At 35.7% G+C, this 26,689-nt stretch carries 24 protein-coding genes; 15 read left to right on the forward strand and 9 right to left on the reverse strand.

The genetic code is table 11. The features are described from left to right. Nucleotides 1-12 precede the first annotated feature (12 nt). Entirely contained in the window at nt 13-1,173 is a 1,161-nt protein-coding gene (ssuD, locus tag ACWV26_RS03840; protein WP_455897054.1) for an FMNH2-dependent alkanesulfonate monooxygenase, read from the forward strand. Between the two features lie 426 nt (nt 1,174-1,599). Here ssuD and rnjA read toward each other — a convergent pair whose 3' ends face one another. Together rnjA and ACWV26_RS03850 are read right to left on the reverse strand one after the other, a co-directional pair. Beyond that, nucleotides 1,600-3,267 carry a ribonuclease J1 gene (gene rnjA, locus ACWV26_RS03845; RefSeq protein ID WP_455897055.1) on the reverse strand — a complete coding sequence of 556 codons (1,668 nt, stop codon included), beginning with the start codon at nt 3,265-3,267 and terminating at the stop codon, nt 1,600-1,602. A gap of 4 nt (nt 3,268-3,271) precedes the next feature. Further along, nucleotides 3,272-3,481: a DNA-dependent RNA polymerase subunit epsilon gene (locus tag ACWV26_RS03850; protein ID WP_455897056.1), complete on the reverse strand. Its 210-nt coding sequence runs from the start codon at nt 3,479-3,481 to the stop codon at nt 3,272-3,274. A gap of 281 nt (nt 3,482-3,762) precedes the next feature. Here ACWV26_RS03850 and ACWV26_RS03855 point away from each other — a divergent pair, with 281 nt between their 5' ends. After that, a complete protein-coding gene (locus tag ACWV26_RS03855) occupies nt 3,763-4,539 on the forward strand; it encodes a Cof-type HAD-IIB family hydrolase (RefSeq protein ID WP_455897057.1) in 777 nt (258 codons plus the stop codon). Nucleotides 4,540-4,581: 42 nt separating this feature from the next. Here the strand turns inward: ACWV26_RS03855 and def are convergent, their stop codons facing one another. Then, entirely contained in the window at nt 4,582-5,136 is a 555-nt protein-coding gene (gene def / locus ACWV26_RS03860; protein ID WP_455897058.1) for a peptide deformylase, read from the reverse strand. Nucleotides 5,137-5,500: 364 nt separating this feature from the next. On the opposite strand from def, the gene pdhA reads away from it, so the two are divergent. The 4 genes from pdhA to lpdA are packed head-to-tail and all read left to right on the forward strand — an operon-like array spanning nt 5,501 to nt 10,391. After that, nucleotides 5,501-6,616: a pyruvate dehydrogenase (acetyl-transferring) E1 component subunit alpha gene (gene pdhA, locus ACWV26_RS03865; protein ID WP_455897059.1), complete on the forward strand. Its 1,116-nt coding sequence runs from the start codon at nt 5,501-5,503 to the stop codon at nt 6,614-6,616. A 3-nt stretch (nt 6,617-6,619) separates the two neighbouring features. Further along, complete coding sequence (locus ACWV26_RS03870; protein ID WP_455897060.1) at nt 6,620-7,597, forward strand: alpha-ketoacid dehydrogenase subunit beta; 978 nt, start codon at nt 6,620-6,622, stop codon at nt 7,595-7,597. A 30-nt stretch (nt 7,598-7,627) separates the two neighbouring features. Further along, complete coding sequence (locus ACWV26_RS03875; RefSeq protein ID WP_455897061.1) at nt 7,628-8,971, forward strand: dihydrolipoamide acetyltransferase family protein; 1,344 nt, start codon at nt 7,628-7,630, stop codon at nt 8,969-8,971. 4 nt (nt 8,972-8,975) lie between these two features. Beyond that, nucleotides 8,976-10,391 (forward strand): dihydrolipoyl dehydrogenase, encoded by a 1,416-nt coding sequence (lpdA, locus tag ACWV26_RS03880; protein ID WP_455897062.1) that lies wholly within the window; start codon nt 8,976-8,978, stop codon nt 10,389-10,391. An 86-nt stretch (nt 10,392-10,477) separates the two neighbouring features. Here lpdA and ACWV26_RS03885 read toward each other — a convergent pair whose 3' ends face one another. The 4 genes from ACWV26_RS03885 to ACWV26_RS03900 all read right to left on the reverse strand — a co-directional run bounded on the left by ACWV26_RS03885 (nt 10,478) and on the right by ACWV26_RS03900 (nt 14,389). Then, nucleotides 10,478-12,004 (reverse strand): tripartite tricarboxylate transporter permease, encoded by a 1,527-nt coding sequence (locus ACWV26_RS03885; RefSeq protein ID WP_455897063.1) that lies wholly within the window; start codon nt 12,002-12,004, stop codon nt 10,478-10,480. A 17-nt stretch (nt 12,005-12,021) separates the two neighbouring features. Next, complete coding sequence (locus ACWV26_RS03890; RefSeq protein WP_455897064.1) at nt 12,022-12,480, reverse strand: tripartite tricarboxylate transporter TctB family protein; 459 nt, start codon at nt 12,478-12,480, stop codon at nt 12,022-12,024. A gap of 59 nt (nt 12,481-12,539) precedes the next feature. Then, nucleotides 12,540-13,556, reverse strand: a complete 1,017-nt coding sequence (locus ACWV26_RS03895; protein ID WP_455897065.1) for a tripartite tricarboxylate transporter substrate binding protein — start codon at nt 13,554-13,556, stop codon at nt 12,540-12,542. 137 nt (nt 13,557-13,693) lie between these two features. Beyond that, nucleotides 13,694-14,389, reverse strand: a complete 696-nt coding sequence (locus ACWV26_RS03900) for a response regulator (RefSeq protein ID WP_455897066.1) — start codon at nt 14,387-14,389, stop codon at nt 13,694-13,696. Nucleotides 14,390-14,899: 510 nt separating this feature from the next. On the opposite strand from ACWV26_RS03900, the gene ACWV26_RS03905 reads away from it, so the two are divergent. From ACWV26_RS03905 to qoxD, 5 genes are all read left to right on the forward strand, one after another. Beyond that, a complete protein-coding gene (locus ACWV26_RS03905; RefSeq protein ID WP_455897067.1) occupies nt 14,900-15,682 on the forward strand; it encodes an SDR family NAD(P)-dependent oxidoreductase in 783 nt (260 codons plus the stop codon). Between the two features lie 607 nt (nt 15,683-16,289). After that, a complete protein-coding gene (gene qoxA / locus ACWV26_RS03910) occupies nt 16,290-17,201 on the forward strand; it encodes a cytochrome aa3 quinol oxidase subunit II (protein WP_455897068.1) in 912 nt (303 codons plus the stop codon). A 24-nt stretch (nt 17,202-17,225) separates the two neighbouring features. Beyond that, entirely contained in the window at nt 17,226-19,169 is a 1,944-nt protein-coding gene (qoxB, locus tag ACWV26_RS03915) for a cytochrome aa3 quinol oxidase subunit I (protein WP_455897069.1), read from the forward strand. Next, nucleotides 19,169-19,768: a cytochrome aa3 quinol oxidase subunit III gene (gene qoxC, locus ACWV26_RS03920; RefSeq protein WP_455897070.1), complete on the forward strand. Its 600-nt coding sequence runs from the start codon at nt 19,169-19,171 to the stop codon at nt 19,766-19,768. Before qoxB ends, qoxC begins: the two co-directional genes overlap by 1 nt. A gap of 1 nt (nt 19,769) precedes the next feature. Further along, a complete protein-coding gene (gene qoxD / locus ACWV26_RS03925; protein ID WP_455897071.1) occupies nt 19,770-20,060 on the forward strand; it encodes a cytochrome aa3 quinol oxidase subunit IV in 291 nt (96 codons plus the stop codon). A 39-nt stretch (nt 20,061-20,099) separates the two neighbouring features. Here the strand turns inward: qoxD and ACWV26_RS03930 are convergent, their stop codons facing one another. Further along, nucleotides 20,100-20,936 carry a TetR/AcrR family transcriptional regulator gene (locus ACWV26_RS03930; RefSeq protein ID WP_455897072.1) on the reverse strand — a complete coding sequence of 279 codons (837 nt, stop codon included), beginning with the start codon at nt 20,934-20,936 and terminating at the stop codon, nt 20,100-20,102. A 106-nt stretch (nt 20,937-21,042) separates the two neighbouring features. Between ACWV26_RS03930 and ACWV26_RS03935 the strand changes: the two genes are divergently transcribed. The 4 genes from ACWV26_RS03935 (at nt 21,043) to ACWV26_RS03950 (ending at nt 25,916) form a co-directional block, all read left to right on the forward strand. Continuing rightward, nucleotides 21,043-24,165 (forward strand): efflux RND transporter permease subunit, encoded by a 3,123-nt coding sequence (locus ACWV26_RS03935; RefSeq protein ID WP_455897073.1) that lies wholly within the window; start codon nt 21,043-21,045, stop codon nt 24,163-24,165. A 199-nt stretch (nt 24,166-24,364) separates the two neighbouring features. Next, on the forward strand, nt 24,365-24,823 hold the full coding sequence (locus tag ACWV26_RS03940; RefSeq protein ID WP_455897074.1) for a CidA/LrgA family holin-like protein: 459 nt from the start codon (nt 24,365-24,367) through the stop codon (nt 24,821-24,823). Between the two features lies 1 nt (nt 24,824). Then, nucleotides 24,825-25,502: an LrgB family protein gene (locus tag ACWV26_RS03945; protein ID WP_455897075.1), complete on the forward strand. Its 678-nt coding sequence runs from the start codon at nt 24,825-24,827 to the stop codon at nt 25,500-25,502. A gap of 126 nt (nt 25,503-25,628) precedes the next feature. Then, nucleotides 25,629-25,916, forward strand: a complete 288-nt coding sequence (locus ACWV26_RS03950; protein WP_455897076.1) for a UPF0223 family protein — start codon at nt 25,629-25,631, stop codon at nt 25,914-25,916. A 52-nt stretch (nt 25,917-25,968) separates the two neighbouring features. Here the strand turns inward: ACWV26_RS03950 and ACWV26_RS03955 are convergent, their stop codons facing one another. Further along, the gene (locus ACWV26_RS03955; protein WP_455897077.1) at nt 25,969-26,601 is read right to left on the reverse strand and encodes a YktB family protein; all 633 of its coding nucleotides are present in this window, start codon (nt 26,599-26,601) and stop codon (nt 25,969-25,971) included. Nucleotides 26,602-26,689 lie beyond the last annotated feature (88 nt).

Below are 26,689 nucleotides of genomic sequence, written 5' to 3' on the forward strand. Positions count from 1 at the left end.
GGAGAGATATTAATGGAAATTTTATGGTTTATACCAACACATGGTGATGGTCGTTATTTAGGAACAGAGATTGGCGGGAGAGAAGCGGATCATACGTATTTCAAACAAATTGCACAAGCGGCTGACCGGCTTGGCTATACAGGTGTATTAATTCCAACTGGAAAATCATGCGAAGATCCATGGCTTACAGCTGCCGCACTTGCAGCGGAAACAACACGGCTGAAATTTTTAGTTGCGCTTCGGCCCGGCTTAATGCAGCCATCAGTTGCAGCACGTATGACATCAACGCTTGACCGGCTTTCAAATGGCCGTGTCCTAATCAATGTCGTTGCAGGAGGCGACCCTGTTGAACTAGCAGGTGACGGTCTTTTTCTTAAACATGACGAACGTTATGAGGCATCTGATGAGTTTTTAACTATTTGGCGTCGACTTCTCGCAGGGGAAAACGTTGATTTTGAAGGAAAGCATTTAAAATCAAAGGGAGGAAAGTTATTATTTCCACCTGTTCAGCAACCTGCACCGCCTGTTTATTTTGGAGGATCTTCTCCAGCTGGCCAGCATGTGGCGGCCAAACATTCGGATGTATATTTGACGTGGGGCGAGCCACCAGCACAAGTAAAGGAGAAAATAGACAGTGTACGTCTACAGGCTGAAAAAGAAGGTCGTACTGTACGTTTTGGAATACGTCTGCATGTTATTGTGAGGGAAACAAACGCAGAAGCATGGGCTGCTGCAGACAGGTTAATCTCCCATTTGAATGATGAAGTGATTGAAAAAGCGCAGAAAGCATTAAGCAGTTACGATTCAACAGGGCAAAATCGGATGGGTGCTCTGCATCAACAAGGAAAAGAAGCAAATTTAGAAATCAGCCCGAACTTATGGGCTGGAATTGGGCTCGTACGTGGAGGTGCAGGTACAGCACTTGTTGGCGATCCAGAAACTGTAGCGGCCCGAATTAAGGAGTACCAGAGTCTAGGTATTGAAAGCTTTATTTTCTCCGGTTATCCGCATTTAGAAGAATCATATCGGTTTGCGGAGCTTGTATTCCCGCTCCTTACATTTGGTCAAGGTGAAAATCTACATCGTTCACGAGGAAATTTGGGTGAAACGATTGGCAACAGTATTTTGGCAGGGGAAATCAAAAAGCAGCCTGTGTCTCATAAGACATCATGAAATTATTGGAACGCCATCACAAATAGTGGAGCAATTAGAAGAGTGGTTTGTAAATAGGGTAGCAGATGGATTTAATTCCATACACCGCTCTTTCCTGAGGGATTTGAAGACATAGTCAATTTAGTTATTCCAGAATTACAGCGTAGAGGATTATTCCGTATGCCGTACTGAGTATAGTGGTAAAAAACTACGCGATTTTTTAGGACTCCTCAAAGTACCTATACTACATGATAAAAACGTGGGAGTTCATTCAGAATAATAAAAGATAATGCAAATAACCCCCAACATTATAGAATGTTGGGGGTTATTGTTTGAAATATAATTAAAAGTAAGATAGATGCGTCTCATATCTTGGCCGATTGCGGGCCAAAGCGATAAGAATGTATGACCGTTTGGGCTAAACAAACGTTTACTTAAATTTATCTATCAAACTTCCATAATGATCGGTAAAATCATTGGACGGCGTTTAGTTTTTTCGAATAAGTATGGTCCTAATACGTCTGTAATCTCGTTTTTCAATTCAGACCATTGTGTTGGTTTTTCTTGTAGTGTTTGTTGTAAGTGTTTGTTTAACATCTGTTGAGCTTCGTTAATCATCATGCCTGATTCTCTCATATAAACAAATCCACGTGAGATAATGTCAGGACCAGCAACGATTTTTTGTTGCTCCATATCGACACTTACTACAACTATAACGAGTCCTTCTTCAGATAGGATACGACGATCACGTAGTACGATATTTCCGATATCACCAATACCGTTTCCATCAATATAGACAGCACCTGATTGGATACGACCTGCAACATGTGCTTCATCAGAACTTAATGCTAGTACTTCACCATTTTCCATAATGAAAATATTGTCAGGATCTACATCACAATCTTCTGCTAAGCTTGCATGCATACGAAGCATACGATACTCACCATGAATTGGCATGAAGAATTTAGGCTTGATAAGTCGTAGCATCAGTTTTTGTTCTTGTTGAGAACCGTGACCTGAAGTATGGATGTTATTTAGTGAACCGTGTATAACTTCTGCACCTGCACGATATAACAAATTGATTGTTTTGTTAACGCTAATTGTATTTCCTGGGATTGGAGAAGAAGAAAATACAACCGTATCGCCAGGTTGAATTTGTATTTGTCTGTGTGTACCGTTAGCAATACGTGAAAGAGCAGCCATTGGTTCGCCTTGACTTCCAGTACAAAGAATCATTACTTCATTTGCAGGTAAACGGTTTAAAGTTTGAGTATCTACAAATGTTTCTTTCGGAGCAGTAATGTATCCTAACTCACGTCCAATAGTAATCGCATTATCCATACTTCTACCAAAAACGGCTACTTTTCGACCGTGTTTTGCAGCAGCATCTGTAACTTGTTTAAGACGGTGAATATTAGATGCAAATGTTGCGAAAATAATACGAGATTCTACATTGCGTAGTATCTCATCAATACTTTCGCCGACTTTACGTTCTGACATTGTAAATTCAGGACGTTCAGCGTTTGTACTATCTGATAGTAAGCAAAGCACACCATCCCGACCGATTTCAGCCATTTTAGTCAAGTTAGCTGGCTCTCCAACTGGTGTAAAATCAAATTTGAAGTCACCAGTATGTACGATATTACCAGGTGGTGTTTTTACAACTATTCCAAACGCATCTGGAATACTATGAGTTGTTCTAAAGAAACTCACAGAAGTTTTACGGAATTTAATCACGTCATTTTCTTTAATTTCAATAAGTTTTGTTTGACGTAATAAGCCATGCTCGTCCAATTTGTTTCGTAATAATCCTAGAGCTAATTTGCCACCATAAACAGGTATATTAATTTGACGTAGTAAATATGGTATACCCCCAATGTGGTCTTCGTGACCGTGTGTGATAAATAGCCCTTTAATTTTATCGACGTTTCTTACTAAATAAGTGTAATCAGGGATTACATAGTCGATTCCGAGAAGATCATCTTCCGGAAATTTAATACCTGCATCAATTAAGATAATTTCATCTTGAAATTGAACTGCATACGTATTTTTACCGATTTCGCCCAGTCCGCCGAGTGCGAAAACCGCAGTTTGGTCATTTTTGACAAACTTCATTTAATTAGATTTGCTCCAATTTATAATGTTCACTTGCTTGTTCGTATTCTAAATAATTTCCTTCAAGCAATTGAATATATTCGATGTTGTAACCGCGGCCTTGAAGTTTTTCACGGACTTCACGAACTTCGTCTGCTTCAAGGTATAAGCTTTTAGTATTTTCGCGAACTGGTACTTCAAGCACATTTTCTTGGTAATAAATTTTGTAAATCATTTTTTTGCTCTCCTTTAACACGTTCAAAATATTTTCATTTCCTTTATATTATCATGTAGGTAAACTAAAATAAAGAAAAGCCCTTCAAAATATGAAGGGCAAAGTATTTTAAGCTATGGATTTTTTCTCGAGTAAGCCACGAAGCCTTTTCAATAGTTGTTTTTTAAGACGTTTGAACATGGCATATCACTCCTTATGCTTAGTATACTATATGATTTTTAAAATGTAAAGGTAAATTACTTAACAGTGACAAATATTAATGAAAGGTTGTTAGAAAAAGTATGGAAAAGAAATTGTTGTTTTTTGATATTGACGGAACGCTTTATAATTCAGAGAAAAAGCTTCCACAAGCAACCTATGACGCAATTCAACAAGCGAAGCAACTGGGGCACGAAGTTGTGATTGCAACGGGGCGTTCACCATTCTTTTTAAAGCCAGTATTAGATGAACTTGGTTTAAATTCATTTGTAAGTTTTAATGGGCAATACGTTGTTTATAAGGGACAGGTTATTTCGAAACGACCGATTCCTATTGAAACAATCGAAAGATTAGTAGCTCAAGCAACAAAGGAAAATAATCCAATTGTCTATTTAGATGATGTGAGAATGACTTCTGCAGCAAAGGATGATGTGAAAGTACGTGTAAGCATGGATTCGTTATTCTATCCGATGCCAGAAGTAGATGAAGAATACTATAAGCAATCTGATACGTATCAAATTTTGTTATATGTCGATCAAGAAGATGAAAAGAGATATGCCAAAATGTATCCTGAGTTAAAATTGATACGTTGGCATGAATTTTCAGTCGACGTCATTAATAATGATGTGTCAAAGGCATATGGTATTGAGCAATTTATAAAACATACTGATTTCAATATGGAAGATACAATTGCTTTTGGTGATGGACTGAATGATGTTGAAATGCTACAAGCAGTAGGCACAGGCGTTGCAATGGGAAATGCTCATGAAAAAGCGAAAGAAGTTGCCACCTTTGTAACGGACCATGTTGATTGTGATGGGTTATCAAAAGCTATGAAAAAATTAGGATTATGTCTATAAAAAAGGAGTTGACCAAATAAAAATGGGTCAACTCTTTTTTTCTTAATCTTCAAATGGTTGTGCATTTGGAATCTCAGCGAATGGGTTGTCCTTATTTATATGATCGTAGAACATAATACCATTCAAATGATCAAGCTCATGTTGGAAAGCGATAGCAGGAAGTCCTTTTAGACGCATTTTCTTTTCTTCACCTTCTGGAGTGAAAAATTTGACTGTAATGCGTGCATGTCTTGGTACATATCCGGGTATATCACGATCAACAGATAAACAACCTTCACCAACAGATATATATGTACCCTCAACGGAATGACTTACAATCTTAGGATTAATAACAATCAAACTAAGTTGCTTTCCTTTACTGTCAGGCAAATGTAGGGCAAATATTCTTTTTGATACATTCACTTGTGGAGCTGCTATACCGATTCCTGAACGTAAACCATGTTTATCGGAAAATTCAGGGTCTTGACTATTGATTAAAAATTGAAGTAAGTCCTCGCCGAGCTTTTTATCTTCTATTGATAAAGGGAAAGTCACTTCTTTTGCAACTTCACGCAAAGTAGGATGACCATCTCTAATTACATCATGCATTAAAATCATTTTGCTCTTCCTTTCAAAAAAAGTTCCTTACTAATTATAACTTACTATCTTTTTCATTCAATCAAAAGAAACTCCCTTAAAGTAAAAAAATTGTTATAGATATGCGGGAAAAGGTAATAATTGTAGTGACATAACTGTACTAACCTGTGCTAGTAAAGAGTTGAAAAGTAATACTGTTGTATAATACAGATAGGTTGAAAGGTGTAATACAGAAATTGAGAATCTAAATTCCAAAAAGTATACAATTATTACGCACACTAAGGTTGACCGATGAATTTTAATTCAGTATACTTTAAATTAATAGTTGTTGTATCACTAAATTTGGTTTATTATTATGATACAGATATAAAGGAGATGTGATAATATGGCTTCTAAGCAAGCTCAACAATTTGATCCTGTAGCTAATTTACACGAGATTGAAGAGAAGTTTGAAATGTTCCAAATTTTAAATGAAGAAGGGGAAATCGTAAATAAAGGGGTAGATCCACAGTTATCTGACGAAGAATTAGTGGAACTGATGAGTCGTATGGTATTTACACGTATTTTAGACCAACGTTCCATTTCACTAAACCGTCAAGGACGTCTGGGATTCTACGCTCCAACTGCTGGGCAAGAAGCATCTCAAATTGCTTCACATTATGCCCTTGAAAAAGAAGACTATATACTACCTGGTTACCGCGATGTACCACAAATCGTTTGGCATGGCCTTCCTCTTTGGAAAGCATTCTTATGGTCTCGTGGACATTTTGTAGGCGGCCAAATACCTGAAGATGTGAATGTACTTTCACCACAAATCATTATCGGTGCTCAATACGTTCAAACTGCAGGTGTTGCACTAGGTATTCAAAAACGTGGCAAAAAGGCTGTAGCCGTAACATATACAGGTGACGGTGGTTCTTCACAAGGTGATTTCTATGAAGGAATTAACTTTGCAGGAGCTTTCAAATCACCAGCAATTTTCATTGTACAAAATAACCAATATGCAATTTCAACACCACGTGAATTACAAACAGCTGCTTCAACAATCGCTCAAAAGGGTATTGCAGCAGGGATTCCAAGTATTCAAGTAGATGGTATGGATCCTTTGGCAGTATATGTAGCAACACGTGATGCAAGAAAACGTGCAGTAGCAGGTCAGGGTCCATCATTAATCGAAACAGTATGTTATCGTTATGGTCCACACACAATGGCCGGTGATGATCCAACACGTTACCGTACTTCAGAAACTGATTCTAAATGGGAAAAGAAAGACCCAATCGTTCGTTTCCGTAAATTTTTAGAAGCAAAAGGTTTATGGAGTGAAGAAAAAGAAGCAGAAGTAATTTCGAATGCAAAAGAAGAAATCAAAGCAGCTATCAAAAAAGCGGACGAGACACCAAAACAAAAAGTAACAGATCTAATCCGTAATATGAATGATGGCGAATTACCATATAACTTAAAAGAACAATATGAAATCTATGCAGCAAAGGAGTCGAAGTAACCGATGGCACAAATGACAATGATTCAAGCAATTACAGACGCACTTCGTTGTGAATTAAAAGATGACGAAAACGTGCTAGTATTCGGTGAAGACGTTGGTGTGAACGGTGGGGTATTCCGTGCAACTGAAGGTCTTCAAAAAGAATTTGGTGAGGATCGTGTATTTGATACACCGCTTGCTGAATCTGGTATTGGCGGACTTTCAATCGGTCTTGCATTACAAGGTTTCCGCCCAGTTCCAGAAATTCAGTTCTTCGGCTTCGTTTACGAAGTGATGGATTCAATTAGTGGTCAATTAGCACGCATGCGTTATCGTTCAGGTGGCAGTCTTAGTGCTCCTGTAACAATTCGTTCACCATTTGGTGGGGGTGTACATACGCCAGAAATGCACTCTGATAGTTTAGAAGGTTTGGTAGCATCACAACCAGGGTTAAAAGTGGTTGTCCCATCTACACCTTATGATGCGAAAGGTCTTTTAATTTCATCTATTCGTGATAATGACCCAGTAGTCTTTTTAGAACACTTAAAACTTTATCGTTCATTCCGTGAAGAAGTACCGGAAGAATCATATACAATTCCGCTAGGTAAAGCAGATGTGAAACGTGAAGGTAAAGATTTATCAATCTTTGCTTATGGTGCTATGGTGCATGAATCATTAAAAGCAGCTGAAGCATTGGAAAAAGAAAATTATTCTGTTGAAGTGGTAGATTTACGTACTATTCAACCATTAGATATTGAAACAATTATTGCATCTGTAGAAAAAACAGGCCGTGCAATCGTTGTTCAAGAAGCTCAAAAACAAGCAGGTATTGCAGCTAATGTAGTAAGTGAAATTACAGAACGTGCTATTTTAAGTTTAGAAGCTCCTGTGCTTCGAGTAACTGCACCTGATACAGTATATCCATTCCCACAAGCAGAAGCTATTTGGCTACCAAATTCAAAAGACATCATAGCAACTGCTAAAAAAGTTCTAGAATTCTAACTCTATTTATAAACGAAAGGGATGACTTACATGGCATATAAATTTCGCTTACCTGATATTGGTGAAGGAATCCATGAAGGAGAAATCGTAAAATGGTTTGTTAAACCAGGGGATAAGATTGAAGAAGATGCATTATTAGCAGAAGTTCAAAACGATAAAGCAGTAGTTGAAATTCCTTCTCCAGTAGAAGGTACAATTGAAAAAGTACTTGTTGAAGAAGGTACTTTAACAACTGTCGGTACAGTGCTTTTAGAAATTGATGCACCTGGATATGAAGATCTTGAACTTCATGGACATCAGGAAGAGGAAGATTCAGCTGAAACAGAAGCGCAAGTTCAAGCAACTGCTGAATCTGGAAAGAAAGTTGAAAAAGAACCTGCAGAAAAGCAAGGACAAACTGAATCTGCGGTAGAAGTTAAAGAAACTGAAGCTCCTTCTTCAACTACTCGAGTAATCGCAATGCCTTCAGTACGTAAATTTGCACGCGACAATGGCATTGATATTAACCAAGTAGTTGGTACAGGTAAAAATGGCCGAATCTTAAAAGAAGACGTTGAGGCGTTTAAAAACGGCGATTCAAAACAAACTGTAGTAGAAGCAGAAACTTCAAAGCAAGTAGTAGATGAAACAGCAGTAGAAGCTCAAACAGTACCTGTTAATCTAGAAGGAGAGTTCCCAGAAACTCGAGAAAAAATGTCAGGTATTCGTCGTGCAATTGCTAAAGCAATGGTTCACTCTAAACAAACTGCACCACATGTTACTTTAATGGATGAAGTAGATGTTACTGAGTTAGTTGCACACCGTAAAAAATTCAAATCAATTGCTGCAGAAAAAGGTATTAAGTTAACATATCTACCTTATGTAGTAAAAGCATTGGTAAGCACTTTACGTGAATTCCCTGATTTCAATCGTTCATTAGACGATGCAACACAGGAAATTATAAAAAAACACTATTACAACATTGGAATTGCAGCAGATACAGAAAAAGGTTTGCTCGTACCTGTAATTAAGCATGCAGATCGTAAATCTGTTTTTGCAGTATCTGATGAAATTAACCAATTAGCAACAAAAGCTCGTGAAGGCAAATTAGCTCCAAACGAAATGAAAGGTGCTTCATGCTCAATTACAAATATCGGTTCAGCAGGTGGTCAATGGTTTACTCCAGTAATAAACCATCCTGAAGTAGCGATTTTAGGTATTGGTAGAATTTCAGAAAAACCTGTAATAAAAAATGGTGAAATTGTAGCCGCACCTGTGTTAGCATTATCATTGAGCTTTGATCATCGAATGATCGATGGCGCGACTGCTCAACATGCATTAAATCATATTAAACGTTTGTTGAGTGAGCCTGAACTATTATTAATGGAGGCGTAAAAAAATGGTAGTAGGAGATTTTCCAATCGAAACAGATACAATTGTCATCGGTGCCGGTCCTGGTGGATATGTAGCAGCAATTCGTGCAGCACAACTAGGACAAAAAGTAACAGTAGTAGAACGTGAGTTTGTAGGCGGTGTATGCTTAAATGTTGGTTGTATTCCATCTAAAGCTTTAATCTCTGTAGGTCACCGTTTTGAACAAGCAAAACACTCAGAAGATATGGGTGTTGTAGTACCAGAAGTAAACCTTGATTTCACAAAAGCACAAGAATTCAAAAATTCTGTTGTTAAGAAATTAACTGGCGGTGTTTCAGGATTATTAAAAGGCAATAATATTGAAGTTGTGAAAGGTGAAGCTTATTTCCATGATGCTAACTCATTACGAGTGATCACAGAAAATTCAGCTCAAACTTACAACTTTAAAAATGCAATTATTGCAACTGGTTCTCGTCCTGTTGAAATTCCAACATTTAAATTCACAAATCGAGTGTTAAATTCAACTGGTGCACTTAATTTACAAGAAGTACCTGAAAAACTTGTTGTTATTGGTGGCGGTTACATAGGTACTGAATTAGGTTCAGCTTATGCTAACCTAGGTTCTGAAGTAACAATCCTTGAAGGCGGCAAAGACATCCTAGCTGGTTTCGAAAAACAAATGACAGCAATTGTTAAAAAAGGTCTTAAGAAAAAAGGCGTAACAATTGAAACAGAAGCTTTAGCACAAGGTGTTGAAGAAACTGAAACAGGCGTTACAGTTAAATACGAAGTAAAAGGCGAAGCAAAAACTGTTGAAGCTAATTACGTATTAGTAACTGTAGGTCGTCGTCCAAACACAAATGATATGGGCTTAGAAGAAGTTGGTATCGAATTTGCAGAACGTGGATTATTAAAAGTAGACAAACAATGCCGTACAAATATTCCAAACATCTATGCAATTGGAGATATCGTAGCAGGTCCTCAACTTGCTCATAAAGCTTCTTACGAAGGTAAAGTTGCTGCAGAAGCAATCGCAGGAGAAAAATCAGTAGTTGATTATCTTGCAATTCCTGCTGTATGCTTCACAGATCCTGAAATGGCTACTGTAGGTTTAACAGAAGCACAAGCTACAGAAGAAGGTTTCGAAGTATCTACTGGTAAATTCCCATTCGCTGCAAATGGTCGTGCATTAGCATTGAACCAAACAGAAGGGTTTGTAAAACTAGTTGCACGTAAAGAAGATGGCCTATTATTAGGTGCTCAAATTATCGGTGCTGGTGCATCTGATATGATCGCTGAATTAGGCTTAGCAATTGAAACTGGTATGACACTTGAAGATGTTGCTTTGACAATTCATGCACATCCAACATTAGGTGAAATTACTATGGAAACTGCAGAAGTTGCTCTAGGTAACCCAATTCACATTATCGCTAAAAAATAATAATAAATACGTAAAAAGCCTCTTAAGATGAAAATCTTAAGAGGTTTTTTTGCAGTTGATTTCAACTTTTAGTAAGCAGAAAGGTCTTATTCCTCTTCATTTACGATGACATTCTTACCACGCATTTTCATAAGTAAAGGTACTAGAATCCACGCAATTGCAATGACTAAAAAGACACAAGATAATGGCTTTGAGACAAAAATACTAAAATCACCATTAGATATGGTGAGAGCACGTCTCATATTATTTTCAATCATTGGTCCTAAGACAAGCGCTAACACAAGCGGTGCCACAGGAAAATCATTTTTAGCGAATAGATAGCCTAAAATTCCGCAAATCAATAATAAATATAAATCGAATGTTGTATATTGAACTGCATAAACACCGAAAAAGGAAATCGCAATTATTATGGGTAGTAAATATTTAGCTGGTGTTTGAATTACCTTTGCGAATACCTTAACTAGTGGCATATTTAATATTAATAACATAAGGTTGCCGATGAACATGCTGGCTATTAAACCCCAAGCAACCTGAGGATGTTCTTTAAACAATAATGGACCTGGTTGAATGTTATACATAATTAATGCACCCATTAAAATAGCAGTGGTACCTGAGCCTGGAATGCCAAGAGTCAGTAGAGGAATCATTGCACCACCAGAAGCTGCATTGTTAGCAGATTCTGGACCAGCTACCCCTGCAATATTTCCTTTACCAAAGGATTCTGGGTTTTTACTAAATTTTTTCTCAGCAATATAAGAGAAAAAGGAAGCAAGAGTAGCACCAGCACCTGGTAGTACACCGATAAAAAATCCAAGGATGGAACCCCTTGCAATAGGGCCTGTACTATCTTTCATATCTTGCTTTGTAGGCAAAATACGAGAAATTTTAGCAATTGGTCCATCATCTTTATCTTTGACAAGTATCGTTTTAAAAACTTCGCCAAGAGCAAATAACCCAACAGCAATCGTTAAAAATTCAAAACCTGAATAAAGAACTGGTAAATCAAAAGTAAAACGTGAAATACCAGAAACTGAGTCGATACCTACAGTACCAAGCATTAAACCCAGTATAGTCATAATTAATGCTTTAGTAATGGATTTCCCAGCAAGACCACTGACTGCAGCCAGACCGAGCAACATAAGTGAAAAATACTCTGCAGGACCAAATTTTAATGCTACAGATGATAAAGGTTTTGCTAATAATATAAGGCCAATTAAAGCTATGATACCAGCGCAAAAAGATCCAATAGCAGAAATCGCTAATGCTGCTCCTGCACGGCCTTGTTTAGCCATTTGATAACCATCAAGTGTTGTAACAACTGAAGATGATTCTCCAGGTGTATTTAACAAGATGGAAGTTGTAGAACCTCCATACATTGCACCATAATATACCCCAGCTAGTAGTATAATTGAGCTCGCAGCAGCATCACCAGTTGGCATACCAGAAGTAATACTTGCTGTAACTGGGATTAAAAGAGCAACACCACTCATAGGTCCGATGCCAGGAAGCACGCCAACTGCAGTACCAATAACAACTCCTACAAAGGCAAAAAGTATATTATGCCATTGGAGTGCGATAGTAAAACCATCCGCTAAAAATTGTAAAGTATCCATTGATTAACTCCTTTCTATTAAAATGTCGGAAATCCTGGTAGGGAACCACCAAGTAAATTGGAGTAGAAAACATAAACTCCAGCTGAGAAAGCAGCTGAGATTAAAACAGAATATATTAGTTTACTCCGTTCCATTGTTTGGAAAGTTACAAGTAAAAATAAAAATGTTGAAAGAATATAGCCAATCTTCTCAAGTAATAAAGCATAAAGAAATGCGCTAATAAAGATAATGAGAAACTTTTTAATTTCCAGCTTTGAAGATTCATTATTCGTGTTTTCTTTATATTTTTTAGTAAACGTTTCGTAAATAAGTCGTATGCTGAGTAAAATTAAGATAATACCTAATCCCATTGGAAAAGTTTTAGGGCCAATTTTAGAGCCATATGCACTATTCGAAATATGAAGACTACCGACAAAGAATAATATTCCGATGACTAAAAGAACAATTCCTGCATAGCGATCGAATAATTTATTCAACTTCTTTACACCTCCATGGTGAAGAAAAGACGACTATTAGAGTCGTCTTTAAAAAATTATTATTTTTGCATTTTTAAAGCAGTTAAAAGTTCGACAATTACTTTATCCTGTTCTTCTAAATAAGAAGTAAACTCTTTAGCATCGCGATATTCACTTTCCCAACCATTCTTTTGCAGCTCTTCTTTCCATTCATCAGAAGAAGCCATCACTTTTAGTTTTTCTGACCAGTAGTTAAATGCTTCATCAGACATGTCTTTAGGACCGAAAATTCCGCGCCAAATGGTAAATTCTGCGTCAATTCCGCTTTCTTTATAAGTCGGAACATTAGCTAATTCTCCTTTTAGTCGTTCAGAAGAACTTACAGCTAGTACACGAACATCTCCAGACTTTACATAAGAAACAATTGAGGAAGCATCTGTTGCTATAACGTCTGCGTTGCCACCAAGCAATGCTGCAATTGCTTCGCCACCACCATCATAAGATACATATTTTACAGAAGATGGCTCAATACCAGCCTTGTATGCAGGTAAAATACCTACTAAGTGGTCCATTGAACCTGGTGCAGAACCACCTGCAAGCGTGATAGCCTTTGGATCTTTTTTAATTGCATCTAAAAGGTCTTTTAATGTTTTATAAGGAGAATCCTTTTTAACTACAATTGCACCGTAGTCACGAGTTAGTTGTGCTAGTGGACGAGTATCTTTGTAGCCATAAGGACTATTTCCTTCCGCTTTGTCATGGTTGATTAAAATAGGTGGCGATTTAACCATTAACATATAATCGTTTTTAGCTTCTTTTGTAGCGAATTGCGCCATAAATACAGCGCCACCGCCCCCAGGCTTGTTTTCAACCTGAATTGGTTTTTCAATTAATTTTGTTTCATTCATTATTTTCGCGACAGAACGTGCAGTTAAATCCCATCCACCACCTGCTCCAGATGGTGCTACAATTGAAATATTACTTTTCGGATATTCAGATTTTGAACCGGAATTTGACGATTTACTACTAGAAGAACATCCTGTAATGCCAATTGCTAAAACACTAGCTAGTGAAATGGTTAATAATTTCTTCCACATGAATATACCCCCTATAAAATAAAAAAGATGATAGCGTTTTCATAACGCGTATCATCAATTTATCAGATAATTCTTTTAATTAGTTATTTTGATAATAAGGTATATAAGTAGCATAAACGTAATTGTGCTCATAAATTTCATGAGCGTTTAGAAAAATAGCGACGTTCTGGGCGACCAACCGTCCCGTAGATTAGCTCAGTGTAACCAAGATCAATTGAAATAATATATTCTAAATACCTGCGGGCTGTTGATCTGCTTACGCCAATTTCTTTTCCTAGTATTTCGGCAGTTACACCATTTTCTGCGGTAACCAAATATTCTAATACTTTATTTTTAGTAATAGAGTCAATTCCTTTAGGAAGAGATGTATCTTTTGATGTTGAATCAGAAGTAGTGGACCGATTCCATATGGTTTGTATTGTATCTTCATTTAAATTACCATCAGTCATTAGCAGTTGAAATTTAGCCTTATATGATTCTAAACTTTCTTTAAACCTTTCAAATGTAACAGGTTTTAATATGTAGTCGATGACGCCTTTTTTATATGCTTTTTTTACGATTTGACTTTCAGAAGCAGCAGTTATAAATATAATATCCGTTTCTGGTTTTTGTTCATGGATTAATTCTAATATATTCGTTCCCAATGTATCAGGTAGATATACATCAAGTAATACGAGATTCGGCGAAAAAACTGATAGCCAGTCAGATGCTTCTTCACCTGTTGATGCGCATCCTATTACCTTAAAACCAGAAAGTTTTTCAATGAACCGCTGATGTATTTTAGCAATACGTGTATCATCTTCTATAATTAGAACTTCAATTTCCCTAGACATGTCTAATTCCCCCTATAGGTATTGAAATAAGCGTCTTATAAATCCCCTTTTTCTAAATATATCGAACCAATAAAATTAGTCAATACATCCTATAATATTGTCATACTAACCTATTTTTAAAAATCTTATAATGAATTTTTCATAGTGTAAAATCTCTGTTATTGGGTATAGTTTTAAAGTGGAATCATTTTATATGAAATTTAGTAAAAAATCAGACTTTTTTTGCAATACTTTAAAGCATGTGAGCCAATTTATGCTCTAATAACACCAGATATGGTAAAGTAAAATGAAATTATAAAAAATATTAGCTAAAATGGTGAATAAAAAGGGTATACCGAATAAGAAATTATATTCTACAAAATAGTAAAACAATCACTTCCATCTATTAAAAGGTTATTAAGTTCTTTTGATTACCAAAAATACTTATTTAACCTACATTTTAACACAGGGCAAATTTAGTCCTGCTTTTAATTGAAAAAATTTTGAAGAAAATTAAAGGGGTGCATGAAATTGGAATTAGGCTTAAATGGTAAAGTGGCAGTGATTACTGGAGCAAGTAAGGGGATTGGCCTTGCAACAGCAAAAAAACTGGCAAAAGAGGGTGCAGAGGTTGTAATTTGTGCGAGAACAGGGTCATCACTTGATCAAGCAGCAAAAGTGATTAAAGAAGAAACGGGCAAAGAAGTGCTTGCTGTTGTAGCAGACGTAACAAATGAAAAAGATTGCCAAAATGTCATTGCAAAAGCAGTTGAGAAGTTTGGAAAAATCAATATTTTAGTTAATAATGCAGGTACTTCAGCAGCTCATGCATTTCAGGATGTTGAGACGAGCTATTGGAAAAGCGATTTAGATTTAAAAGTATTTGGTGCAATCAACACATCCATTGCAGCATTACCTTATATGGAACAAGCAGGTGGCGGGGCGATTGTTAACGTGACAGCTGTAGCAGGCAAAACGCCACCAGCATCTTCACTCCCTACATCTGTAAGTCGTGCTGCAGGAATGGCATTAACGAATGCAATGAGCAAAGATCTAGGTGCCAAGAATATTCGTGTTAATACCGTCTGCATTGGTTTAATCCGAAGTGCACAAATTGAACATAAATGGCAACAAGAAGAGCCAACATTATCTTGGGAAGATTACTCTAAAAAAGTGGGAGAAGATATACCTCTTGGTCGTATTGGTGAAACAGACGAAGCAGCGAATGTTATTACATTCTTGGTATCGGATGCCGCTTCATATGTAAGTGGAACTTCAGTCAATATTGACGGAGGAGCTGCTCCAGCATTATAAATCTCGAATAAACGCATTTTTTCTTATTTAGTAAAAAATATATTCAATAATAATAATTAAAACAACTCTAACTAAAAATGTTAGGGTTGTTTTAATTTATTTATAAGTATGAAAACGCATACTTTATGGAAAATAAAGGAATAATATTAATTTTTAAGTAAAAAACAGGGTGGTTTAAGCGCTTTCAAGAGGCGTTAGATGTATTTAAAAATCTATGTACACAAATTATTCAAACTAAAGCCACAAAACGTTCATAATCTAGTGAACTAATTGTGATATTGGTGGATTTTTTATTTTTTTATTAAATGTGTGGGAGTATAATGGCAAAGGAATCGAGTTATGATTGAAAGTTTCTATAGAGAAAAGGATGCGAATGTTATAAGGTATCTACTTTTCGTTATATAGATTATGAGGATAGTTTAATAACGTCCGTTCGTATGGCATGTAGTTTTTAATATAATGAGTGATTGTCATATGCTTATAATTTATAGCTATAGCAGAATTCAGTCGGATAACGATTTAAGTGTTCAATAGGTAGAACAAATTTTAGGAGGACAATATTTCAATAAAACATATTTTAATTGTTTTTTTGAGAAGGGAGTACATTATGAAGAAAAAAGTGCTAATTATGCCTGCAATTATGGCATTTTTGACATTGATGTTATCAGGATGTCAACCATTGATGATTTTCGATCCAAAAGGGCCAAATGCAAAAACATTATCCAATACAATTATCCTTTCCATAGTTGTTATGGTAGTTATCTTATTAGTTGTTTATATATTGCTTATCAACATGTTGACAAAATATCGCGCTTCAAAACAAGCAGCTGATTATGAACCACCACATGAAGAGGGCAGTCATGTATTGGAAATTATATGGACAGCCATCCCATTCTTAATCGTTGCTGCTTTGTCTGTTGTAACAATCGTTACAACTTCAAAAGTTGAGCATCAACAAACAGGTTATGAAAATAAAAAACCGCTTGTTATTTATGCTGCATCTTCTAACTGGAAATGGCATTTTAGTTATCCAGAACAAAATATTGAAACAGTAAACTATGTTAATATTCCAACTGACCGTCCTATTGAATTTAGATTATATTCATACGGACCAATCACAAGTTTTTGGATTCCACAATTAGGTGGTCAAAAATATGCAATGAGTGACATGGTCAACAAACTTCATCTTGCTGCTGATGTAGAAGGATCTTACATGGGCCGTAACTCAAACTTTAGTGGTGAAGGGTTCGCTCAAATGGAATTCGAAACACAAGCAATGAAACAAAAAGACTTTGATCAATGGGTAAAAGATGTAAAAGCAAATGAACCAAAATTAACAGAAACAGAGTTTAATAAATTATTAAAAACTTCCTTCGTTGGACGTGAAAGCTTTTCTTCTACTCACTTATCATTCAGACCAGCTCCTGAAATGGATATGAGCAAACATGGGGAAAAGAAAGCAGAAAATAAAGATTCTCATGATATGAGTAATATGGAAGGAATGGACATGTCTCACTAGTGAGACAAGAAAGGAGTAACACATATGAGTATGGAAGAATTATTTGCGCCGATGAAAGAGCCAATGATTTTAGCTGCTGGTATTAGTATTTTAGTTGGTGCTATTGCCGTTGTCGCTGGTTTAACCTTCTTCAAAAAGTGGGGCTGGCTTTATAAAAATTGGCTCACAACAGTTGACCATAAAAAAATCGGTGTCATGTATATATTCGTAGCATTGATTATGCTATTTAGAGGTGGCGTCGATGCATTATTAATGCGTGGACAAACTGCCATTCCTGAAAATGGTTTGTTAGATGCAAACCATTATAATGAAATCTTCACTACACATGGTTTAATCATGATTCTATTCATGGCTATGCCATTTATCATCGGTTTAATGAATGTCGTAGTTCCACTACAAATTGGGGCACGAGACGTAGCATTCCCACGATTAAATGCATTAAGCTTCTGGCTATTTGCTGCTGGATGTGGGTTATTAAATATTTCTTTCGTTATTGGTGGATCACCTAATGCTGGTTGGACTGCTTACTTCCCACTAGCTAATACAGAATTTAATCCAGGTGTTGGTAATAACTATTATGCTTGGTCATTACAAATTGCTGGTCTTGGTACACTAATGACAGGTATTAACTTCATTACAACAATTATGAAAATGCGCGCACCAGGTATGAAATTGCTAAAAATGCCAATGTTCACTTGGTCAGCATTAATTACAAACGTTATTATTGTCTTTGCATTCCCTGCATTGACTGTAGCACTTGTATTAATGACTTTAGATCGTCAATTCGGTACTAAATTCTTTGCAATGCAAGATGGCGGTATGGATATGCTTTGGGCAAACTTATTCTGGGTTTGGGGACATCCTGAAGTATATATTCTTATTCTTCCTGCTTTTGGTATTTACAGTGAGGTTATTTCAACATTCTCACGTAAAAACTTATTTGGCTATAAATCAATGGTCGGAAGTATGGTAGCAATTTCGTTACTATCATTCATGGTTTGGGCCCACCACTTCTACACAATGGGTCATGGTGTAATGGTTAACGGTGTATTCTCTATTACAACAATGTTAATAGCCGTACCTACAGGTGTTAAAATCTTTAACTGGTTATTAACAATGAGACACGGTAAGATTACATTCAGTGTCCCTATGCTTTGGGCAATGGCATTTATCCCTGTATTCACAATTGGTGGGGTAACAGGTGTAATGCTTGCAATGGCAAGTGCTGACTATCAATATCATAATACAATGTTCTTAGTAGCTCACTTCCACTATGTAATCATCCCTGGGGTAGTATTCGGGGTATTAGCAGGTTTTGATTTCTGGTGGCCAAAAATCTTTGGCTTCCGTTTAAATGAAAAAATAGGTAAAGCAGCATTCTGGTTTATCGTAATTGGTTTCAACGTAGCATTCTTCCCATTATTCATCTTAGGTTTAGATGGATATGCTAGACGTATGTACACATACTCAGCAGATACTGGTTTTGGACCTTTGAACATGCTATCCTTTATCGGAGCATTAGGATTGGCAGTAGGCTTTGTATTAATTTGCTATAACGTTTACTATAGCTTCCGTCATAGCCCACGTGATGAAACAGGAGATCCATGGGATGCTCGTTCTTTAGAATGGGCAACACATAGTCCAGTTCCAGAATATAATTTTGCTGTCGTTCCAAATATCAATCAACTTGATGAATTCTGGTTTGCTAAAAAAGAAGGAAGAGACATTACAGCTGGTAAATATGAAAGAATTCATATGCCAAACAATAGTGGTGCACCAATGTGGATGGCCGGTGTATTCTTCTTATTCGGTTTCTTCTTCGTATTTAGTATTTGGTCAATGGTTATCCTATTTGCTTTAGTAATCTTAGGATTTATGACTGTTCGTTCATTTGAAAAAGATGAAGGTCATTATATTGAAGTGGCTGAAATCGAGGAAACTGAACGTCGATTGAGAGGTGAACAATAATGTCAAAAGAAAATAAATCACTCCCTCTAGAGTATAGAACCGAAGAAAACCAAATGAAGATTTTTGGTTTCTGGGTATTCCTTGGAGCCGAAATCATGCTCTTTGCGACATTATTTAGTGTGTATTTTGCTTTAGAAAATCGCCCAGGTTCAGGTCCAACAGGTCATGAAATTTTCGAATTACCACCAGTTTTAATTGAAACATTTGTACTCTTAACAAGTAGTTTCTTAATCGGTTTGGGTGTTCATGCAATGCGTCTTGGACGTAAAACTGCAATGATGGTGTTCTATGCAATTACATTGTTATTAGGTTTAGTGTTCCTTGGCGTAGAAATCAATGAATTTCTAACATATATCCATGATGGTGCTAATATTACAACAAGTGGTTTTATGTCTGCATTAATGACATTACTTGGTACGCATGGTGCCCACGTAACATTTGGTTTCCTATGGGGCTCAAGTATTTTAATTCAAGTGAAAAAACACGGTTTAAATACAAAAACAGCTAACAAAGCATTCATCTTCTCACTATATTGGCACTTCCTTGATGTAGTTTGGATCTTTATCTTCAGCTTTGTTTACTTGAAAGGAGTGTTGTAATATGAAAGAACTATTTCCTAAAGAGCATTTACTTGGATTTATCGGTTCTCTTGTTTTAACACTCTTAGCATTAACCGTTGTTATGTTCAAAGGAATGTCATATGGTATTGCTTTAACAATATTACTTGTAACAGCTGCAGCTCAAGCGCTTGTTCAGTTAGTATTGTTCATGCATATTGGTGAAACGAAAGATAAAAATAGTCTGTATACTACAATCATCTATGCCGTAGTTCTTGCATTAATTACTGTATTTGGAACATTACTTGCAATGATTTGGGGATACAATTATTAAAAAAAGAGCAGCACAACTTTTGTTAGTTGTGCTGCTTTTTTATAACTCATCACAATATTGCTTTAGTAAAACATAAAGCCATCGTAAATCTTTATTTTTAGATAAATTAGAGGTCATTCCTTGTAGCAATGCAATTCGAGGATGATCTTTTTTTAGTTCTTCCATTAGGAGTTCGAAAGTATCTAGAAGAAAAGGATTATCTGAATATTCTTCTTTGCACTTTTTTATTCCAGCAATAATATCATCTTTATCTATATGACTGATGTTATGGTGGACATTTTCAAACATCTCTTTTGTTATTAATGTTTTTAACTTTGCGTGTACTAGCACATCAATTCGGTTTACCAAAAGTTTACTTAATTCGTAATAGTCTATTGTTTGTTTTTGAATTACAATAAATTCACCATAACCTTTGATCATTCCTTTGATACATATTAGTAAATCATATTGGCTCTCTGTAATTTGAGTTGAATAGACTTCTCTAAGCAACAATAAAGTCATTTGGTCAGAAGCTTGAAAATTTTTGTGTATTTTTTCTAATGCATCTTGATCAAAAATAGTAAATAGCTCGCGAATATGGCTTGTGATAAATGGCGAATATTTTTCAAGTAACTCAAATGACAAGACAAAAAATTGTATTAGCTTTTCTCTAGGCTCTGCTTGTAAATTTAATATCTCTTGATATTCATGTGTAGAATCATTGATGATGTACTCAAAAATAGCAATAAGAAGTTCCTCTTTTGATTTAAAAGAAAGATAAAAGGCCCCTTTCGATATACCACATGCATTGGTGATATCTTGAATAGATGTTGAGGCAATCGTACGTTTAGATAAAATTTCAATAGACTTCTTTATAATTATATCTCTTTTTTCCATTATTCCACTCTTTCTATCATTCTATATATGCTATAGTTTGACTTTTGACCTAGTAGTCATTATTATATTGAATTGTGACCAGAAAGTCAAAAAGGATGGTGTATGCATGAATTCGCTTATTAAGTTTGTCTTAAAAAACAAACTGGCTGTGTGGCTGTTAACAATAATAATTGCAGTTGCCGGTGTGTATTCAGGGTTGAAGATGAAGTTAGAAACACTTCCTGATATTACAGTTCCAGTTGCAACAATCACGACTGTATATCCAGGAGCTACTCCAGAGCAGGTAGCTAATGATATTTCGATTCCATATGAAAAGGCAGTGAATCATTTAAAAGGTGTATCTGCTGTCTACTCCAATTCATATCAGAATGCTTCTAGTCTACAAATAGAGTTTAAGTATGGTACTGACATGAAAGAAGCAGTAAGCAATATTAAGGAAGCACTTGAAAAAGTGACACTTCCAGAAACTGCGCAAAAACCAACAGTGGATCGTGTCAATATTAATGCATTTCCAGTTGTAGCGCTTAGTGTTGCTGATAAAAACCAATCTATAGCTGATTTAACGAAGACAACTGAAAACTATTTCGTACCTAAACTTGAAGGAATTGATGGTGTTTCTTCTGTAACAGTTTCAGGGCAACAAGTAGAAAAAGTTGAACTAAGATATGATCAAAAGAAATTAACTAAATATGGTTTAACAGAAGATTCTATTAAGCAATATGTAAAAGCAATGGATACAAAAGTACCGCTTGGTATGTTCCAATTTAAGAATGAGGAACAATCTGTTGTTGTCAATGGTAAAATGACAACGATTAAAGATTTGAAAAACCTAGAAATTCCCGTAGCGATGTCAAACAGTAGCAATTTGCAAGCTCAAAGTGCTCAAGCTCAAAAGATTGCAGCGCAACAAACTGTACAGGCAAAACCGTTTGTGAAATTAGGAGAATTAGCTTCTATTAAAGAAGTTGGTGAAATCGAATCTGTTTCACGTACTAATGGTCAACCTGCGATTTCAGTGCAAGTTGTAAAATCTCAAGATTCCAATACAGTAGATGTTGTTAATGCTGTTAAGGATCAGGCTAAACAATTTGAAAAAGAAAACAAAGGCTTGGATATTAATATTACCCTAGACCAGGGACAACCAATCCAGGATTCAGTTCAAACGATGTTAGATAAAGCATTATTTGGTGCAATCTTCGCGATCATCATTATTATGCTGTTCTTGCGTAATATTCGTTCAACAATTATTTCCATTGTATCTATTCCGATGTCATTATTAATTGCGGTGTTGATATTAAAACAAATGGATATTTCATTAAATATGATGACACTCGGTGCTATGACTGTGGCTATCGGACGTGTAATCGATGACTCAATTGTTGTAATCGAGAATATTTTTAGACGTATATATCTTGAAGGTGAGAAATTACAAGGTCGTGCATTAATTAGGGAAGCAACAATTGAAATGTTCAAACCAATTTTATCTTCAACAGTTGTAACAATTGCTGTATTCCTACCACTAGGCTTAGTTGGAGGTATGGTTGGCGAATTATTCTTACCATTTGGACTAACAATGGCGTTTGCCTTACTAGCTTCCTTAGCAGTAGCAATCACGATTGTTCCCGTAATGGCACATTCACTATTCAAAAAAGAACTTTATGGTAAAAAACGTTCTAAAAAAGAGGAACATGGTAAATTATCTAACGGATATAAACGCATTCTTTCATGGGTATTAGACCATAAACTAATCACTTCAATCGGTTCTATCGTTGTATTAGTAGCAAGCTTGTTCTTAGCTCCCTTAGTTGGATTTAGTTTCCTACCAGATGACCAACAAAAAATGGTGTACTTAACGTATACTCCAGCACCTGGTGAAACAAGAGACAAGGTAATCGATGAAGTTGAAGTAGTCGAAAAAATGATTATGGATAAAAAAGATGTTGATACTGTTCAGTCATCAGTCGGTGGTAATAATCCAATGATGCCAGGTTCAACAAATAGTGCGTTAGTTTATGTTATCTATAATCCTGATACTCAAAACTTTGGTAGTCTAAAAGAAAAACTGATTAAAGAAGTTACAAATACCAAACAAAAAGGTACATGGAAAAGCCAAGACTTTACATCGACAGGCTCAAATAATGAAATTTCATATTCTGTATATGGAAACACTGTAGAAGATATTAAGCCAGTTATTAAAGAACTTGAAACAATTATGAAAGACCAAAAGAATTTAAAAAATGTTAAATCTTCCTTAGCAGAAAACTATACAGAAAAGACCTTAGTTATTGATCAAGATAAAGCAAAAGTACTTGGTCTAACAACAGGACAAATTGCGATGGCAATCAATCCAAATGCACAAACAGAAGTATTAACAACTGTTACAAAAAACGGCAAGGAACTAGATGTTACCGTGCATAAAGAAGCTGCTTCGAAGGAAGAATTCAAAGATGTTTTAGCAGAGAAAATTGATACGCCTACGGGACAAAAAGTAAAAGTTTCAGACGTAGTCAAAGTTAAAGAAGGTATTACTGCATCACAAGTAAACCGAAGCAAAGGAAAAATCTATGCTAGTGTAACTGCTACTGTAACATCAAAAGATATTACAAAAGCATCTTCGGCTGTTCAAAAAGAAGTAGACAAGTTAGATTTACCTAACAGTGTTGAGGTGAATACTGGTGGTGTAGCTGCTGATATGCAAGATGCCTTCACAAAATTAGGTCTAGCAATTGCTGCCGCTATAGCGATTGTGTACTTCACATTAGTTGTGACTTTTGGAGAAGGATTAGCACCGTTTGCAATCCTATTCTCATTACCGTTTACTGTAATCGGTGCACTAGTCGCATTATGGATTTCAGGTGAAACAATCAGTGTATCTTCAATGATTGGATTATTGATGTTAATTGGTATTGTCGTTACGAATGCAATCGTATTAGTTGACCGTATAATTCATATGGAGCATGCAGGGATGTCAATGAGAGAAGCAATACTTGAAGCAGGAGCAACACGTTTACGTCCAATCCTGATGACAGCTATTGCAACGATTGGTGCATTAATCCCACTAGCAATGGGAGCAGAAGGCGGAGGTCTTATTTCTAAAGGTGTTGGTGTTACAGTAATTGGTGGTTTAATCAGTTCTACAGCACTTACATTAATCATTGTACCTTTGGTGTATGAACTAATTTCAAAAATCTTGAAAAAAGACCGTGCACATGAAAATAAAGTGGACTAACCTTACTGAAAATTGATATTAAAACAACGCTAGTTAGACTTCATTATTAAAATTGAATTTTAATTGAATAATTTAATAGGTACTTTGCCAGCTTTTATAGAATACTATATAAAGGCTGGTATTTTTTAATTACCTAATATGTATAATAATGGTAATTTATAAAAATTTTATATAATTCAAATGAAATGGAGGTTCTTTTATGCAACAACTAGGGCTAAAGTTGTTAAGATTAATAGCGCAAGTTTGTGCTTTATTTTTACTATCTGAATTAGGACAATGGATTATGGCAAGCTTACATATTAAATTCCCAGGTAGCATTGTTGGGCTATTCATTTTATTAATATTACTATTCACAAAAGTCATTCCTGAAAAGTGGATTGCGAGTGGAGCAGAATTACTACTTGCATATATGACGCTATTCTTTATTCCAGTAACGGTTGGAATCATTGGCTATCCAGAATTATTTTCATGGAAAGGACTACTTATAATTGGAATCATTTTAATAAGTACAATTTTATCCATTATTTCAGCAGGAAAAACAACTCAATTAGTAGAAAAATATTATATAGACAATCAGAATGAAAATCAAAATGAGAGTCAGAAAGAAGAAGTTTCGGAGACGCGTTTTGAAACAATCCCACAAAAAGGGGAGGTATAGTATGCTTGGAATACTTTTTGGTATCACTACTATATTGGTTTTTATTCTAATGAAAAAAGTTTATATACACTATAATCATCCGATTCTTTTTCCAGTATTTACAAGTTCAATTATAATTGTCGGTGTATTATTACTTTTCCATATTCCATACAATACGTATATGATTGGTGGACAATGGATTGATCAACTACTTGGTCCCGCTGTTGTAAGTATGGCATTACCGTTGTATAGAAATAGAAGGTTAATCATGAAGAATTATAAAGCGATACAGACTGGAATTGCAGTTGCTCTAATTACAGGAATAGGCAGTGTATTGTTGTTTGCAGAGTTATTTCGATTAGACAAATCATATATTAAAACTCTAATTCCAAAATCCATCACTTCACCTGTTGCAATGGAAATTAGTAAAGCAATTGGCGGCAATCCGACATTGGCAGCGGTATTTGTCATTTTGACGGGTATGATAGGTGCCATAATTGGTCCATATCTCTACAAAAAGTTCAAAATTGAGACACCAATTGCAAGAGGGGTAGCGCTTGGAAGCAGCGCACATGGAATAGGCGTTGGAAAGCTTACTGAGTATGGAGAAAGCGCATTGTCTATGGGATCAGTTTCAATGACCTTAACAGCAATTGTGGGTTCAATATTGTTACCGATATTGGTAATAATATTTTTATAGAATAAAGTCATTTCCCAGGGAATATACTAGAAACAGTAAAGAACAGTTGCAGTCTTTTCAAGAAGCAGTTTACAATAATATTTATAGTTCTTTTACTAAATACCATTGTAAAGGTAGGGGATCCAGATGGAATATTCTTATCCATTTTCAATCGATTGGTCTACAGATGAAATCGTCGACGTTATTGCATTTTTCCAAACAATTGAAAAGGCTTATGAAAAAGGCGTAAAACGTGAAGAAATTTTAACAAAGTATCGTCGTTTTAAAGAAATTGTACCTTCAATGGCAGAAGAAAAAACCATTTTTCGTGAATTTGAAGAAGAAAGTGGTTATGTTAGTTATGATATTGTTAAACAGACAAAAACAAGTCAAGATGGAACAATCATAAAAGGTACTAGCAATCGTAAAAGATAATAAAAGGCAATCGGCAGACTTTTCATAAAAGGAACAACCGATTGCTTTTATATTAATTATCCCTTTTTACCATAATTTTATAAATTGGTATCAGTTTATCAAAAGTTTTTTCAACTACCTTTGTAAATTCTTCAGGGGAAAGTTGTACCGCCTTTTCTTTTGGTAATTGCAGTCCTATCATAAATTCACCTTTTTTGATATCTCGCAAGCGAATTAACATTTTTTCTAATGAACCATCATTAATTGCATCTCTAAGTACAATGCCCTTTGGATCAAAATGATCACCTGTTATATAAAAGTTGCTTGGCAGCTTCTCTAAAGATTTCAGATTATTCAATAAATTAATAGCTATTTCTTTTTTTGAAGGTGCTTCATAAATTGCGCATAAAAGGATAAAAATATGTGATTTAAAAAGTCCAATTTCAAAATGGGGTAATGCCTTATAACCTCTTTTATTTGTTGCAAATGCCACCCAGCTGTCTATAGGAGGATTCACTTTTCTTCTTGCATGTTTTGCTACATGGGGGTAAAATTCTTCTCCAAGTTTTGATGAGAAGTATGTAGAGTACGTTGTTCCCATTTCTTCAAATTTAGGTCGTACCTTCTCAATCAATGCAGACATGCGTTGCTCAAGTCCCGGTATTGTAAACACTTCAAAGTCTGTGTCTGTCCATCTTACTTTCACTTTTTTCCTCTCCTTTGTTAACTTTATGTTTATTTTATTTGAAAAATGGGAAAAAATCTTGTAGAAGGACTTACCATTCTTTCTTAAG

It is taken from the genome of Rummeliibacillus sp. JY-2-4R (genome assembly GCF_053847205.1).

Coding starts and splice junctions, on each gene's coding strand:
- ssuD (WP_455897054.1), top strand. CDS start 13: ATGGAAATTTTATGGTTTATACCAACACATGGTGATGGTCGTTATTTA.
- rnjA (WP_455897055.1), bottom strand. CDS start 3,267: ATGAAGTTTGTCAAAAATGACCAAACTGCGGTTTTCGCACTCGGCGGA.
- ACWV26_RS03850 (WP_455897056.1), bottom strand. CDS start 3,481: ATGATTTACAAAATTTATTACCAAGAAAATGTGCTTGAAGTACCAGTT.
- ACWV26_RS03855 (WP_455897057.1), top strand. CDS start 3,763: ATGGAAAAGAAATTGTTGTTTTTTGATATTGACGGAACGCTTTATAAT.
- def (WP_455897058.1), bottom strand. CDS start 5,136: ATGATTTTAATGCATGATGTAATTAGAGATGGTCATCCTACTTTGCGT.
- pdhA (WP_455897059.1), top strand. CDS start 5,501: ATGGCTTCTAAGCAAGCTCAACAATTTGATCCTGTAGCTAATTTACAC.
- ACWV26_RS03870 (WP_455897060.1), top strand. CDS start 6,620: ATGGCACAAATGACAATGATTCAAGCAATTACAGACGCACTTCGTTGT.
- ACWV26_RS03875 (WP_455897061.1), top strand. CDS start 7,628: ATGGCATATAAATTTCGCTTACCTGATATTGGTGAAGGAATCCATGAA.
- lpdA (WP_455897062.1), top strand. CDS start 8,976: ATGGTAGTAGGAGATTTTCCAATCGAAACAGATACAATTGTCATCGGT.
- ACWV26_RS03885 (WP_455897063.1), bottom strand. CDS start 12,004: ATGGATACTTTACAATTTTTAGCGGATGGTTTTACTATCGCACTCCAA.
- ACWV26_RS03895 (WP_455897065.1), bottom strand. CDS start 13,556: ATGTGGAAGAAATTATTAACCATTTCACTAGCTAGTGTTTTAGCAATT.
- ACWV26_RS03900 (WP_455897066.1), bottom strand. CDS start 14,389: ATGTCTAGGGAAATTGAAGTTCTAATTATAGAAGATGATACACGTATT.
- qoxA (WP_455897068.1), top strand. CDS start 16,290: ATGAAGAAAAAAGTGCTAATTATGCCTGCAATTATGGCATTTTTGACA.
- qoxB (WP_455897069.1), top strand. CDS start 17,226: ATGAGTATGGAAGAATTATTTGCGCCGATGAAAGAGCCAATGATTTTA.
- qoxC (WP_455897070.1), top strand. CDS start 19,169: ATGTCAAAAGAAAATAAATCACTCCCTCTAGAGTATAGAACCGAAGAA.
- qoxD (WP_455897071.1), top strand. CDS start 19,770: ATGAAAGAACTATTTCCTAAAGAGCATTTACTTGGATTTATCGGTTCT.
- ACWV26_RS03930 (WP_455897072.1), bottom strand. CDS start 20,936: ATGGAAAAAAGAGATATAATTATAAAGAAGTCTATTGAAATTTTATCT.
- ACWV26_RS03935 (WP_455897073.1), top strand. CDS start 21,043: ATGAATTCGCTTATTAAGTTTGTCTTAAAAAACAAACTGGCTGTGTGG.
- ACWV26_RS03940 (WP_455897074.1), top strand. CDS start 24,365: ATGCAACAACTAGGGCTAAAGTTGTTAAGATTAATAGCGCAAGTTTGT.
- ACWV26_RS03945 (WP_455897075.1), top strand. CDS start 24,825: ATGCTTGGAATACTTTTTGGTATCACTACTATATTGGTTTTTATTCTA.
- ACWV26_RS03950 (WP_455897076.1), top strand. CDS start 25,629: ATGGAATATTCTTATCCATTTTCAATCGATTGGTCTACAGATGAAATC.